The sequence below is a fragment of the Ruegeria halocynthiae genome (genome assembly GCF_000743705.1).
Taxonomy (GTDB): domain Bacteria; phylum Pseudomonadota; class Alphaproteobacteria; order Rhodobacterales; family Rhodobacteraceae; genus Ruegeria; species Ruegeria halocynthiae_B.
This window is the reverse complement of record NZ_JQEZ01000013.1, coordinates 1-13,721: the sequence shown is the minus strand read 5'-3', so window position 1 is coordinate 13,721 and position 13,721 is coordinate 1. Positions and strand designations below refer to the sequence as shown.

General features: G+C 58.8%; 13 protein-coding genes. 1 reads left to right on the top strand and 12 read right to left on the bottom strand.

What is annotated here, in order from left to right; translation table 11 throughout:
- The 8 genes from JT51_RS20810 to JT51_RS20775 all read right to left on the bottom strand — a co-directional run.
- Positions 1 to 285, bottom strand: a 285-nt coding sequence (locus JT51_RS20810; protein ID WP_037317750.1) for an SDR family NAD(P)-dependent oxidoreductase, incomplete at its 3' end; no start/stop codon positions are given.
- A 45-nt stretch (positions 286 to 330) separates the two neighbouring features.
- Positions 331 to 2,130 (bottom strand): acyl-CoA dehydrogenase C-terminal domain-containing protein, encoded by a 1,800-nt coding sequence (locus JT51_RS20805; protein ID WP_037317748.1) that lies wholly within the window; start codon positions 2,128 to 2,130, stop codon positions 331 to 333.
- 325 nt (positions 2,131 to 2,455) lie between these two features.
- A complete protein-coding gene (locus JT51_RS20800) occupies positions 2,456 to 3,493 on the bottom strand; it encodes an alcohol dehydrogenase catalytic domain-containing protein (RefSeq protein ID WP_081894777.1) in 1,038 nt (345 codons plus the stop codon).
- Between the two features lie 33 nt (positions 3,494 to 3,526).
- Positions 3,527 to 4,978, bottom strand: a complete 1,452-nt coding sequence (locus tag JT51_RS20795; RefSeq protein ID WP_051927685.1) for an aldehyde dehydrogenase family protein — start codon at positions 4,976 to 4,978, stop codon at positions 3,527 to 3,529.
- 218 nt (positions 4,979 to 5,196) lie between these two features.
- Positions 5,197 to 6,228: a hypothetical protein gene (locus JT51_RS20790; RefSeq protein ID WP_037317745.1), complete on the bottom strand. Its 1,032-nt coding sequence runs from the start codon at positions 6,226 to 6,228 to the stop codon at positions 5,197 to 5,199.
- A 31-nt stretch (positions 6,229 to 6,259) separates the two neighbouring features.
- On the bottom strand, positions 6,260 to 7,288 hold the full coding sequence (locus tag JT51_RS20785; protein ID WP_037317742.1) for a hypothetical protein: 1,029 nt from the start codon (positions 7,286 to 7,288) through the stop codon (positions 6,260 to 6,262).
- Between the two features lie 170 nt (positions 7,289 to 7,458).
- Entirely contained in the window at positions 7,459 to 8,652 is a 1,194-nt protein-coding gene (locus JT51_RS20780) for an MFS transporter (protein WP_037317739.1), read from the bottom strand.
- Positions 8,649 to 9,266: a TetR/AcrR family transcriptional regulator gene (locus JT51_RS20775; protein WP_152563421.1), complete on the bottom strand. Its 618-nt coding sequence runs from the start codon at positions 9,264 to 9,266 to the stop codon at positions 8,649 to 8,651. The genes JT51_RS20780 and JT51_RS20775 overlap by 4 nt, the downstream gene beginning before the upstream one ends.
- A 216-nt stretch (positions 9,267 to 9,482) precedes the next feature.
- Here JT51_RS20775 and JT51_RS20770 point away from each other — a divergent pair, with 216 nt between their 5' ends.
- Positions 9,483 to 10,496 carry an AraC family transcriptional regulator gene (locus JT51_RS20770; protein WP_037317733.1) on the top strand — a complete coding sequence of 338 codons (1,014 nt, stop codon included), beginning with the start codon at positions 9,483 to 9,485 and terminating at the stop codon, positions 10,494 to 10,496.
- Between the two features lie 123 nt (positions 10,497 to 10,619).
- On the opposite strand, the gene JT51_RS20765 is transcribed toward JT51_RS20770, so the two are convergent.
- From JT51_RS20765 to JT51_RS20750, 4 genes are all read right to left on the bottom strand, one after another.
- The gene (locus JT51_RS20765) at positions 10,620 to 11,021 is read right to left on the bottom strand and encodes a DUF2147 domain-containing protein (protein WP_037317730.1); all 402 of its coding nucleotides are present in this window, start codon (positions 11,019 to 11,021) and stop codon (positions 10,620 to 10,622) included.
- Positions 11,022 to 11,146: 125 nt separating this feature from the next.
- The gene (locus JT51_RS20760) at positions 11,147 to 12,214 is read right to left on the bottom strand and encodes a hypothetical protein (protein ID WP_037317727.1); all 1,068 of its coding nucleotides are present in this window, start codon (positions 12,212 to 12,214) and stop codon (positions 11,147 to 11,149) included.
- A gap of 24 nt (positions 12,215 to 12,238) precedes the next feature.
- A complete protein-coding gene (locus tag JT51_RS20755; RefSeq protein ID WP_037313449.1) occupies positions 12,239 to 12,712 on the bottom strand; it encodes a MaoC family dehydratase in 474 nt (157 codons plus the stop codon).
- 14 nt (positions 12,713 to 12,726) lie between these two features.
- Positions 12,727 to 13,721 (bottom strand): acetyl-CoA C-acyltransferase (locus JT51_RS20750; protein WP_037317724.1); only part of this gene is annotated, 995 nt, incomplete at its 5' end.

The window sequence follows — 13,721 nt, the reverse complement described above, 5'->3', positions numbered from 1 at the left end:
GTCCAGGCGGCCATATTCGGCGATGCAGGCGTCAATCATGCCCGAGGCCGCATCGAAATCGCTGACATCGGCCCCGTTCACGATGGCCTCGCCCCCGGCGGCGGTGATCTCGTTCACCACCTCCTGCGCCGGGCCGATATCGGCGCCTGCGCCATCGCGTTCCGCGCCCAGATCATTGACAATCACCTTGGCCCCTTCGGCCGCCAGCAACAGCGCATACCCCCGCCCGATGCCACGCCCCGCCCCGGTGATCAGAACAACACGCCCTTCGCACAATCCAGCCATCTCTCGCTCCTTATCCTTCAATCCCAGCCCGCCAAAACGCCCACATCAAACCGCAAACGCATCATCCGGCAATCCCATCAAACTCTCACAACCAACTCCCAATACCGAAATGTGCGTATCAGCGCGGGGCAGCAAACGCTGCATATAGAACCGCGCTACAGCCAGTTTGGTGTTGTAGAAATCCTGTTCCGACGTGCCCGCTGCCAGCGCATCCTGCGCGGTTTTTGCGGCGCGCGCCCAGAAATAGGCCAGTGTGTAATAGCCCGAGGCCATCAGGTAATCGACCGCAGCTGCAGCAACCTCATTCGGGTTGGCTTGCGCCTTTTCGGCGATGTCCTGCGCCAGCCCGTCGATGCGGTCATGCAGCCCACGCAGCGGCGTGATGAACTCCGCCATCGCGGCATTTCCGGCCTGCTCATCGCAGAAGGACTGAACCATGTCGCGGAACCCGCCAAGGGCTTCGCCGCCCGGACGCAGAACCTTGCGGCCCAGCAGGTCCAGCGCCTGAATGCCGGTGGTGCCTTCGTACAGCATGGTGATGCGCACATCGCGCACGTTCTGTTCCACGCCCCATTCGCGGATAAAGCCGTGCCCGCCGAACACCTGAACCGCCAGATTGGCCGATTCAAACGCGCTTTCGGTTGCAAACGCCTTGGCCACGGGGGTCAGATACGCCAGCAGATCATTGGCCTCCGCACGAGAATCTGCATCCTGTGCGTGCAGGGTCAGATCGACCTGTTTATTGCAGAAATAGCTCAGCATCCGGCTGCCCTCGGTCAGGGCCATCTGGGTCAGCAGCATACGCCGCACGTCCGGGTGCACGATGATCGGGTCAGCGGGACCATCGGGGTTGACCGGCCCGGTTGCCGCCCGGCCCGACAGCCGCTCCAGCGCGTAGGCGCGGGATTTCTGCAGACCCAGCTCGCCATGGGCCACGCCTTCCAGCGCCACACCCATCCGGGCTGAGTTCATGAAGGTAAACATCGCCCGCAGGCCCTTGTGCGGCTCGCCGATCAGATACCCCTTGGAGCCGTCAAAGTTCAGCACGCAGGTGGCGTTGCCGCAAATGCCCATCTTGTGCTCGATCGAGCCGGTCTGGACATTGCGCGCCTCTTCGACCGAGCCATCTGCGTTCACATGGTGACGCGGCACGATGAACAGGGAAATCCCCTTGGTGCCCGCGGGTGCATCCGGCAAGCGGGCCAGAACGATGTGAACGATGTTGTCGGCCATATCGTGGTCGCCAGCCGAGATGAAGATCTTGGTGCCATGAAGCGCATAAGAGCCGTCATCATTGGGTTCGGCCCGGCAGCGCACCAGATTCAGGTCGGTGCCGCATTGCGGTTCGGTCAGGCACATGGTGCCGGTCCAGGTGCCATCAACCAGTTTGGGCAGGTACAACGCTTTTTGCGCGTCGGTGCCATGCGCCTCGATGGTTTCGCGCGCACCTTCGGACAGGGTCGCATACATCGAAAACGCGTGGTTGGCGCTGACATTCATTTCCTGAAGCATCGAGCCCAGCGAGGGCGGCAACCCCTGACCGCCGAACTCTTCATGCCCGGCAATCGAAGGCCAGCCGGCTTCGCAATAGGCTTCATACGCGGCGCGGAACCCGTCGGGCGCGGTCACCACACCGTCCGTGATGGTGCAGCCCTGTTCGTCGCCACTGCGGTACAGGGGCACCAGCTCGTTTTCGCAGAACTTTGCGCGCTCTTCCATGATGGCGGCGATTGTGTCGCTGTCGACACCTGCTTCGGGGTAGACCGCATCATAATGCGACACACTGCCCAGAACCTCTTCAAATGCGAAACGCATGTCTCGAATTGGCGCGCGATATTCCGTCATTTTGTTCTCCAGTTCAATTGGTGCGCCCGAATGGGTTAACGACACACTGGAACCGCACTCTTACGGCTCAAACATGTGACGTTGCCAAACGGAATCCTTGTTCCAACGCTTGATGCGATCTTTAGGGGGCAAACTAGGTGTGTGTTTCAGGTGATAGAATAACGAATGCCGAAAGTTAACATTTGCATTATTCAATGCGTTTACCGCCTGCGCCAGGTTTGCTAGGTGCACTCGCCCAGAATGATTTCCGGACGATGCAATCCGTTGGGATGCCAGGCGGGCGCAGACCAATGAGCGGTCCGCGCCTCCTATCCCGGATTTGGCGTCAGAGGCTGAAATCCACGCAGATGCGGCCCTGCACCTCACCACGCTTGAGGCGGTCCAGCGCATCATTGGCCTGTTCCAGCGATACCACCTCGACTTCAACCCCCATCGGGTTGCGGGCGGCAAAGGCCAGGAAGTCACGCAGATCCTGACGGGTGCCAACCGACGAACCCATGACCTTGTGGCCGCCTTCGATCAGCCAATACATTGACAGATCGACAGGGTCGTTCACCAGCGCCACGGCAACGATATGGCTGCGCAGGTTCACCGCATCCTTGATCGTGTCCCAAACGTGCGGCGTCGGTGCAAAGTTCAGGGTCACATCCGCGCCACCCAGTTCCTTGACCTTCTGACCGGCTTCGGGTCCTGCCTTGATGGCCGCGTCTGCGCCCAGTTTTTTGGCGGTTTCCAGTTTTGCATCATCCTGGTCGATGACGAACACCTGCGCGCCGCGTGCTTTGGCGATCAGGATTGCGTATTGGCCCAAGCCACCGGCACCAACGATCAGCACATTCGAACCCGGCTTGGTGTTCGCACGCTCCAGCGCGACCCATGCGGTCAGACCGGCACACAGAAGGGGGGCACCCTTGACCACGTCAATCCCATCAGGGATTTCGCAGGCAAATGCGGATTCGATCAGAGCGTATTCAGCGAATGCACCGTGATGTTCAATGCCGCGCGCGGTCTGAACGCCGCAGAAGTTCTCATGCCCCGTCATGCACTCCTTGCATTCCAGGCAGCTGTCATAGAGCCACGGCAAGCCAATGCGCATTCCAATCGACAGATCGGCGCGCGCGCCTTCACCAAGGGCAGCAATCCGGCCAATACCTTCATGGCCGACGACCAGCGGGTAAAGCTCGTCCGGCAGACCGCCATCATCGCGCAGATGCAAGTCGGAATGGCAGACGCCACAGCTTTCCAGCTTGACCAGAACCTGACCAGGCCCGGGGGTCGGTACAGGCACTTCCTCGACCACCAAAGCCTGGCCGACGCCGTGGCAGCGGGCGGATTTCATGGTCTGGGGTATCGAAGTTGTCATTGTGATCTCCCTCAATCTTTATGTTGTATGAACTCAGGCCGCGACCGGCGAGAGGATATGTTTGACGCCCTGATAGCCGGACAGGCCCCAAGGTCCCAGTTCACGACCGATGCCGCTGCTTTTGAAGCCGCCCCAGGCGCTGTCAGGATAAACCACCTGCGGGCTGTTGACGAAGATTTGCCCCGCCACCAGCTGATCCGCGATGCGTTTGCCATCGTCCCATTCGCGGCTGACAACAGCGCCGACCAAACCATAATGCGTGTCGTTGGCGACAGCGATGGCCTCAGCCTCAGAGCTGACAGTGGTGGTTGCCAGAACCGGGCCAAACACCTCTTCGCGCCAGATGGTGTTGTTGTGCGGCACATTGCGGAAAATGGTCGGTTCCACAAAGAAGCCCGGTTCGTTGTCGCGTGCATTGCCGCCAGCGACACAATCCAGCCCATCGTCGCGGGCACCTGCCAGATACTGCTTTACCTTCTGGAACTGCTGGGCCGAGGTGATCGGTCCCATTTCCGACGCCTCATTATAGGGCGAACCGACGTTAAGACCCTTGGCCGCCGCTGCCAGCGCGTCGATCAGATCCCCTTCGATGGATTTGTCGACAATCAGACGCGACGTTGCCGAACAGGCCTGTCCCGCGTTGAAGAAGATACCCATCGAGACAAGTTCAACCGCCTGCGCGATATCCGCATCTGCTGTGACGATGATCGGGGATTTGCCGCCCAGCTCAAGCGCAACGGGCAGGCAACGGTCTGAGACCGCGCTCATGACCTTGCCGCCGGTCATGTTCGACCCGGTGAACGAGATTTTGCGGAACTGCGGGGCCGCGCTCATGGCGATACCGGCTTCGGCACCGCCGGTCAGGATGTTCAGCACACCTGCGGGCAGGTCGATATCCTGCGCGATCTCAGCAAGAACAAATTCAGTCAGCGGTGTGATTTCCGAGGTTTTCAGAACCACGGTGCATCCAGCTGCCAGCGCCGGTGCGATCTTCCACGCGGCTGTCATCAGCGGGAAGTTCCACGGGACGATCATGCCGACCGGACCCAGCGGTTCGTGCCGGACATAGCCGCGATGCTCGCCACCCGCGTGGTGAACCTGCTGGTCCTGCTTCGCGTCCAGCTCATCGGCCAGAGTGGCATAATATTCAAACGAGGCAACCGCGTCGCCCAGGCAAATCTCGGCCTCGAATTTCGGCTTGCCGTTGTTGCGCATCAGCAAGTCGATCAGTTCCGGGGCGCGGTCCTGAAGACCCTTGGCGAAGCCACGCAGATACTGCGCCCGCAGCGTGCTGGGGGTCTTGCCCCAGGTAACAAACGCGGCCGCCGACGCTTCTGCCGCCTGCTGCACATCTTCGGCCGACGCCCCGCGCAGGGTGACAAAGCTTTCTCCGGTCGAAGGGTCCACGGCCTGCATTTCGGCCCCATTGGACGCTTGCCATTTTCCGTTGACGAACATTTGTTGCGCGCGGTCTAGGATGGACATTTTTTCTCCTTCTGACGTCGAGAGACGGGTGGTTTCCGCCATTTTGCGACACTTAGTTTTCAGGGTCCGCGTATTGAATATCTAGTTACAAAACTATGAATTGAGAAAACCAAATGCGAACAGCAACACATGGGATCGCGCGCACCGGGTTATCCCCGGTTCGCGGGCTGACAGGGTGATCGGTAGCGACCCGGCCTATAGGCCGGGTCAGCGCAGGTTCAAAGGTAGGAACCGAACGCTTTAGGCCGGAACTTGGGCCGTGGCATCTGTTCGTTGGTCACCAGCCCGGGGCGGGATTCGATCACGTCGACGATGCGGTTGACCAGACACAGGACCACATGGGCGTGAATGTCGATGTCAGACAGTTTGACCGACATGTTGGGCGTGCCCTTGATGTTGATCTCGACCGGGCTGAGGTCGGGCTGGCCTTCTTCGAAAACGTAAAACGACATGACCGAGCGGAATTTGATGTCTTTTTCCAGATCCATCTCGGCCACCAGATCAATACCCATCAGGTGGCCTTCGGGGATATGACGCTCGGTCAGTTTGGAATAGCGCGCAGTTGGTGCGGTAACTGGCGCAATCGAATAGTGTGAATCCACAACCTTGACGCCAAAATCCGCCGGAATCGCCTCGAAATACGCGCTTTTGCCTTCGGCCACGGCACCACCATCGGTGTGTTTGGCGGCTTCGGCAAAATCTTCCAGCGACAGGCCAAGGCCCAGCATCTCGGCCTCGGCGCGGCCGGTGTGTTCAAGATTGCTGGCCAGCTTGATCTCAAGCAGATCGATCTTGTGGCAAGCCCCGGCCAGAACCAGCGGCAGGTTGATCTGAAAGGCATCCTGGAAGCCGGAGGAAAACAGCGAAACACCATTCTCCAGCGCCAGTTGGTCCAGTCGCTTGCCCGCTTCGGGGGCAATGCGCCACGGGTAAGCCACCGAATCCGTCGCAGTGATGACATTGACGCCAGCGCGCAGGCAGCGGCTGATATGCGGCTCCATCACCTCAAGACTGGTCGAGATGCAGACCATCGCCACATCGGCTTTGACCTCGGCCAGAACGGAATCGGCATCATCCTTGACGATCACGCCGATCGGGTCACGCCCCAGCGCCTCGCCCAGATCACGGCCAACCAGATCGGGGTTGGTGTCAATCGCGCCAACAATGGTCACGCCTTTGTCGAGCATCGGAGCGACCAGATCACGGCCGACCGATCCCACACCATAAACGATGGCTTTGATTTCTTTCATCGGGGTCTCCTGAAATTTCAATGGGCGCGGATCAGGACAGGTAGCTGTCCAGCGCGAAGGCCCGGTACTTGGGGCGCGGAAGTTCGTCATTGGTGATCAGGCCGGGGGCTGCTTTAATCGCATCCGGCACCCGGTTCACGATCTGATAGCAGACATGGCCATGCACATCGATGTCGCTCATCACAACGGAAATGTCTGGCGTGCCCGAGAGGGTCATTTTAGAATGGCCTGCGTCCGCTTCGCCTTCGGGGTACAGCTCGAACCGGATCACGCCTTCAAAGCTGATCCCCTCTTCGGTCTCCAGCGTCGCATCGCTGCCGATCCCCATGGTGGTGCCTGCCTTGACGTGCAGGTCATGTTCGGGGACATAGAAATCTTTCTCGGCCACAACCGGCCAGTATCCACCGCCGAAATCAGTGACCTTCAGGCCCATGTCCGCCGCGATAGCTTCAAACGTGGTGCGTTTGGCGGGCAGCTCATCAAAGTCTGCAAACATGGCCCGGACGATTTCGGGGTCATGCCCGACGCCGAATTTCTGCAGGTCATAGGCGCTGGCGTGATTGAGGCAGGACCGGGTGTCGGTTTTCACCTTCGACAGGTTATGGCAGGCCCCGGCCAGCGAGGCCACAAGGCTGACAACCAACGCGTCACTCAGGCCCGAACCGATGACACTGACGCCTTTGCTTTTGGCCAGTTCATCAATCGCGGCCGACACCTCGGGCGCGTGGGCCCAAGGATAAACGGCATCATCGGCAGGGGTGATGACGTTCAGACCCGCCCGCACGCAGTCTTCGATAAAGGGCTGCATCTGGCGGACATCGTTGAACAGGCTCAGGAACACCACATCAGCCGGGTTGTTGGCCAGAACCTCAGCCGCATCGGCGCTGATCTTCACGCCCAGATCCTTGCCCAAACCCGCAGCCTCGCCCAGATCACGACCCACCAGATCAGGATTGATATCAATGGCGCCCACGAACTCGATCCCTTTGTCGACAGCCGGGGCAATCACGTCGATCCCCACTGTGCCCAACCCGTAAGCGATGGCTTTGATTTTGGTCATGTGTCGCGCTCCTGATCAATGGCGTGGGGATATCGGGGCCTGATACAGGATCAGTCCCAATCTGGTGTCCGGAATTCTTGCCGGATGATAGGCAACGACGGCGCGCCTTCACTTGACATTTGGCATCACAGAGTTGGCAGTTGACCGCTGTGGCCCGCGTGCCCAAGGACTTACCAGCGGACGCGGCTTTTCAGGTTCTGGCGGTCCAGCATACGCGCGGGCAACAAAGCGATCAGGCCGCTGGCCGCCAGCGATCCCGCCGCAAACAGCACGACGCGGCCATATGCACCATCGCCCAACAACACCGCGGCAAAGCCCGGCCCGGCAGCGATGCCGAAACTGGCGCAAAAGCTACCGATGGCTGCGATGGTTCCGGTATTGTCCATCTCGGATGCAATCGCCATCAGATAGGGGAACACCATCGCGTAACAAATGCTGGCCCCAAACAGGCTGACGGCAAAGGCGGCCTCTTGCGGGACCAGCAGCAGAGAGACGGCGCAGGTCATCACAACCAGCAGCACCAGCACCGGCAACATTCGCCCCATGCGCGTGGACCACCATGCAATCACCACCGCGCCAAGCGCACCGGCCCACAGCGACAGGCCCACGACAGTTCCGGTAAAGGACTGCGAGAACTGGTGGTTCAGGCCCAGTTCGATGGAATAGACATAGGCCGTCATGTTTCCGGCCTGAAACAGGATAATGGCGACCAGAGCCAGCACGATATACAGGATTGAGGCCCGTTGCTGTTTCACGTCTGTATGTTTGTAAGGGATGGGCGGGTACTCTCCCAACAAGGGCAGCAGCAGCAGCACAATGCCTGAGACGACGATCAGGATGGTCCAGACGGTGTCGATGCTGTAGTCCGGCAGGAATTTAGTCAGGGCTATGGTAAAAAACCCGCCCAAGGACACCAGCAGCGCCGTCCCCAGCGCCAGCACCCGGTCCGGCCGCTTTGTCCGTGCGATGATTGTCAGCGCGACGGCAACCAACGCACCACTGGCCAGACCATGCAAAGCACGCAAAGCGAACAATGATTGCTGCCCACCCCACAGGATTGAGGCGGCATCCATCGCCATCATCATGAGAAGCAGCGAAACCATGGCAATCCGCCAGTTGATCCGCTGCACGATGGTCGCCATTCCCAAACCACCCAGCGTATTGCCCAGCATGTTGATGGCAAAAACATAGCCGCCGGTCTCGGTGGTGAAATCGCCGGTTTGTGTCAGGCCGGTGATAATGACCGGCGACAGGCCAGAATACAGGATGGCCGACATTTGAACGGCAGCCAGCACCAGGCTGGCGGGCAGACCATTCTTTGCCAGCCTGAAACGGTGGCCTTGTTGAATCTGCGCGTCAGTCATTTGGTATTCCCGTTTTTGCTGTCTGTCCCGCAGGACAAAACATACCGTGTCAGATGTTCGACCATGGTCCCGGCCTGATCCGGGCCGATTAAACCGGCCCGCTGATGGATGAAGTTGCCGTCAATCGCAGCCTGCACAAACAACGCCACCGTGGCCGCCTGATCCGCTGGTAACCCCGACGCAATCTGAACCGCTTGCGCCGTCAGCGCCTGAACCGGCGCGTAAGCCGCGCGCATTTGATCCAGCATGTGCGGCCTTAGCATCATGAATCGCCATAACTCGGAGCTGAAATAGACGTCATTGGCGGAACTCAGATTCGGCCCGCCTGGCATTAACGACCAAAGAACTTCGCTGAACCTGCTCGGGCCGTCGCTCTCTAGGTGGGTAACCAGAGCGCGCAACCGGTCCTCAAGCTGCTTTGTGTGCCAGACAAAGACATATCGCATCAGGTCTTCCTGATTCTCGAAATAGTAAGACAGAACGCCGGTCGAAAAGCCCCCTGCCCGGCAGATGCCACGAAAACTGGCGGATTCGACCCCTTCGGCGATCACTAGGTCTCGCACTATTTTGGCGATTTCCTCGCGCCTTATGTCATGGTCTACGATTTTCGGCATGGCGCAACATAACAACTGTCATAAATAAGAAAACCACAATTTCCCTATAGCCAATCTGCAGGCACACGGCGCGGTTTTTTTGACCTCCAAAACAGAAAAACGAATAAAACCAATCTGTGTCGCCACCAAATCGCTACCTTTGCTTGCAGATTCACCTCCCAAATTTTACATATTAACTCACAGCGCATTTTTCGGGCTAATAGTGAGGTTGGTGGATTGGACAACGCGGTAATTGGAACTCCCTCGCTGACGTGGCTTACAAAAGCCGCGCTTGAGGCAGGAGTGGACATCCGCAAGCTTAACCTCACAGAAGATCAGGCACTGGCGCTGGTTGGCAATACCAACTTGCCGGCCAACAACTTTGTTCAGGTGTATCTGTCCATTTTCGACTGTCTTGGCAGCTATCTGCATGACGAGGAAATCGGCCTGCGCCTGGCCGAAAACCTGCATGATTACGACATGGGCACGCTGGGGATGCTGGTGATGAATGCCCGCACAATCGGGGATCACCTGCGGCTTGGCGTGCAGTATCAGAAAGTACTGGGTGAGTATTTCAGCATCTGGCACCTGAGCCAGACAGAGGAATCCGTCCGACTGGACTATGAATTGACGGACCCATGCGATTCCAGCCCGAAACATGATATCACATTGACATTGGCGCGACGGTTGCAATTCATCCGCAAACACATCCGGCCCGAATGGAACCCCAAGGTTGTGTCGTTCAGCTTTCAAACCCCCAATGAAATCGAACGTTATCGCGCGGTGTTCGGCGAAAACCTGCTGTTCGATCAAACCACGAATTTCATTGAAATCGAATCCCGATTTCTGGACATCCCAATTCGCGATGCCGATCCCCAGCTACTTGAGGTGTTGATGGACAGTATCCAGCAATTGCTGCCGCCAACGCCTGACGAAAGCCTCAGGCAGCGCACCAAAAGATTGTTGATCAGCAAGATCGGATCCGAAGTCGCCAATCAGGAACAGGTCGCCCGTGAACTGAATATGTCGCGCGCAACGCTGCAACGTAAACTGGGTCTGGAAAGCACATCGTTCCGAGAGCTCAAGGATGAAGTTGTATTCGAGCTTGCCTCGCGCGCGCTGACCCGATCCGAGGCGCAGATCAGTCAGATCGCCTTTTCAATGGGGTATTCCGAACTCAGCGCGTTTGATCGTGCTTTTATCCGGTTATCCGGTGGTATCACGCCATCGCAATTCCGCAAAAACGGCTGACACTTTGGCGCACACCTGCGCGGCATCCCAATCGGGTGAACAGCCCGGCCCGGAATACTGCCGGAACGGGCTATCCTGGAGCCGGTCATTTGAACCACCGGCCTGAACATTTCAGATCATCACTTACTTGGCGCGTGTCCAAGTGTCGGTATCGCAGATAAGACCACCTGCGACGCACCCTTTGACCTTCAGCTTGTTGCCTTTCACTTCCATCTTGGACGCATAGGTCTTATCGCCAAGCGGATCCCAGATCTTGCCGTCCTCGTATTTGCCATTACCTTCGGATTTCATGTCCCAGATCATGCGCTTGCCGTCTTCGGGTTGCGGCGCTGGCTTACCCTGCGCGTCATAGGTTCCCTTAATGGTGCCGCATACGCCGCTGTCACATTTCGCGATGCTGACGATATAATAAAATCCTTCGTCATCACTGCTTGTTTTCCAGTTTCCCAGGGCCTGATCGGCCATTGCGGCCATCGGCAGACCAAGCGTTATTGCTGTTAAGGTCGAGAGCATGAGTTTTTTCATAGTGTTCCTCCTGTTTGTATTTCCATCCGCCGAGGCGGCATCTTCTCTGCAAGGACAGATCCGAAGTGTTACGTTTCGGCCTGTTGCCTTGGGTGAATAAAGGCCCGTGATTGGACCTGTCTTAGTCAGTGCATAATTTCGCAAATTCCTTTGCCAGCTGAAATTTCGCTGAGATAGGAACCCAAACCACGAGCTCGATATTTTGGGCGGCAAAGCTGTTCCGTCGAAATCAGACCCGGCGCGGCGGAAATTACGTCAGGAATACGATTTATGATCTGAAAACGGGCCATATCCCGAACTTCGAGATCGTCCAGAACGACTGAAATATCGGGTTGCCCCTTCAGATTGACTGCCAGCCCCCCGGCTTCGTGCTTGCCTTTTGGGAAAAGCTCGTGACGCACAGTGCCGGACAGGGAAATGCCCTCCTGAGTTTCAATAAAGACCCGGCTTTCCAATCCCTTGGCGGTTCCAGCTTTGACATGCAGATCATGCTTGGGGACGTACATGTCCCGCTTGGCCACAACCGGATCAAAGATGTTTTCAAACCGTGTGGGTGTCAGCCCCAAATCACGCGCGACACTTTCCAAAGCCGTACGCAATAGAGGTGCTTCGCCAAACCCCGACAGCATCTGGCTAACCGTTTCCGGCGCACACCCGACGCCAAAAGACAGCAACTCCTTCGCGCTGACCTCATTAAGGGACACCCGCGCACCGACTTCGATTGTCTTCAATTGGTGGCAGGCCCCGGCCAGCGTTGACAGCATATTGACCACCAGCGCATCAGTCGCCCCGGAACTGACAACACTGACGTCATGCTTGCGCGCCTGGGTATCTATCAAGGCCGAAATCTCGGGCGCATGTGTCCATGGATAGACCAGATCATTGGAAGATGTGATCACATTGATCCCCGCGCGCAGGCAGTCCCTGACTTGGGGATGTATTTGGCGGGCGCCACTGGACAGGTTCATAAGCACCACGTCCGCCGAGGTCTCTGCCAAAACTTGGGCAGCATCGCCGGAAATGGCAATGCCCAGATCCCGTTGCAGCCCGGCAACCGCCCCAAGATCGCGCCCGATCAGATCGGGGTTGATGTCAATGGCCCCAACAAATTCCACGCCCTTTTCCAGGGCCGGACGGATCAGGCCGCGGCCCAGGTTTCCCAGACCGTATGCGATTGCCTTGATTTTCCTCACTGTTCCTCCCTTATCCCCCCTATCTTATTTGACCACATACCTTGCGATTGCGATTGCGACGCATGCGGGTTTGTTGTGGTTTTCGATTTCGACGGTTTTTTCGGTGACGGCCTCGATCATGTCGCCCTTGATCTCGACCGATTGCAGCACCGTGTGGGCGCGGATGCGGGCGCCGACGGGGACCGGGGAGGGGAAGCGGACCTTGTTGAAGCCGTAGTTGATGATCAGGTCGATCGTGTCCAGATCATCGAACCGCACTGCATCAGCGGGCAGTGGCAGCAGTTCCATGATCGACAGGGTCAGCTGGCCGTGGGCGATGGTCTGCCCGAACGGGCCGTCGCGGGCGCGGTCGGGGTCGCAGTGGATCCACTGATCGTCCAGCGTGGCCGCGCCGAACTGATCGACGCGCGCCTGATCCAGCGTGAACCACTCGCTGGGCGTGTTGGCCTGCCCGATGCGGGCGGTCATATGGTCAAAGGTGTCTTGCAGATTGCTCATGGCTGATGTCCCGCTCAGAAGATTTCGAACAGGCCGGCCGCGCCCATGCCGCCGCCGATGCACATGGTCACCACGCCGTATTTGGCACCGCGCCGCTTGCCCTCGATCAGCACATGGCCAGCGCAGCGCGCGCCCGTCATGCCAAAGGGATGCCCGACCGAGATCGCGCCGCCATTCACGTTCAGCAGCTCGTTCGGGATGCCCAGCTTGTCGCGGCAATAGAGCACCTGCGAGGCAAAGGCCTCGTTCAGCTCCCACAGGCCGATGTCATCCATCGTCAGCCCGTGCAGCTTCAGCAACTTGGGCACCGCAAAGACCGGGCCGATGCCCATCTCGTCGGGGCCACAGCCCGCAACCATGGTGCCACGCAGCGCGCCCAGCGGTTCCAGCCCGCGGCGTTCGGCCTCGCGCGCCTCCATCACCACCGCAGCCGAGGCCCCGTCGGACAGTTGCGAGGCATTGCCTGCGGTGATGTATTTGCCTTCTTTCACCACCATGCCATCGGCAAAAACCGGGTTCAGCCCCGACAGGCTGTCCAGCGTGGTCGAGGGGCGGTTGCCCTCGTCTTTTGTCAGCGTCACGGTTTCCATCGTGACCTCGCCGGTGTCGCGGTTCTTGACCCGCTTGACCGATTCCAGCGGCACGATCTCGGCGTCGAACCGGCCCGCCTCCTGCGCGGCGGCGGTGCGCTGCTGGCTTTGCAGCGCATATTCATCCTGCGCCTCGCGGCTAATGCCATAACGCTCGGCGACGATCTCGGCGGTTTCCACCATCGACATCTCGACGCCCGGATAGTTGGTCAGAAGCCACGGATCCTGCGAGCGGTTCTGCTCGCGCCCTTCCAGATGCATGGTCAGGCTGATCGATTCCAGACCCGCCCCCATCGCCACCTGCATCCCGTCGCAGACAACCTGGTTCGAGGCCGCCGCAATCGCTGTCAGGCCCGAGGCGCATTGCCGGTTGATGGTCTGCCCGGACACGGCTAATTCCAGTCCCGCCCGCAGCGCCA

What these genes read in the sequence shown, in the direction of transcription:
- JT51_RS20805 (WP_037317748.1), bottom strand. Translation starts at nt 2,130, where the DNA reads ATGACGGAATATCGCGCGCCAATTCGAGACATGCGTTTCGCATTTGAA.
- JT51_RS20800 (WP_081894777.1), bottom strand. Translation starts at nt 3,493, where the DNA reads ATGACAACTTCGATACCCCAGACCATGAAATCCGCCCGCTGCCACGGC.
- JT51_RS20795 (WP_051927685.1), bottom strand. Translation starts at nt 4,978, where the DNA reads ATGTCCATCCTAGACCGCGCGCAACAAATGTTCGTCAACGGAAAATGG.
- JT51_RS20790 (WP_037317745.1), bottom strand. Translation starts at nt 6,228, where the DNA reads ATGAAAGAAATCAAAGCCATCGTTTATGGTGTGGGATCGGTCGGCCGT.
- JT51_RS20785 (WP_037317742.1), bottom strand. Translation starts at nt 7,288, where the DNA reads ATGACCAAAATCAAAGCCATCGCTTACGGGTTGGGCACAGTGGGGATC.
- JT51_RS20780 (WP_037317739.1), bottom strand. Translation starts at nt 8,652, where the DNA reads ATGACTGACGCGCAGATTCAACAAGGCCACCGTTTCAGGCTGGCAAAG.
- JT51_RS20775 (WP_152563421.1), bottom strand. Translation starts at nt 9,266, where the DNA reads ATGCCGAAAATCGTAGACCATGACATAAGGCGCGAGGAAATCGCCAAA.
- JT51_RS20765 (WP_037317730.1), bottom strand. Translation starts at nt 11,021, where the DNA reads ATGAAAAAACTCATGCTCTCGACCTTAACAGCAATAACGCTTGGTCTG.
- JT51_RS20755 (WP_037313449.1), bottom strand. Translation starts at nt 12,712, where the DNA reads ATGAGCAATCTGCAAGACACCTTTGACCATATGACCGCCCGCATCGGG.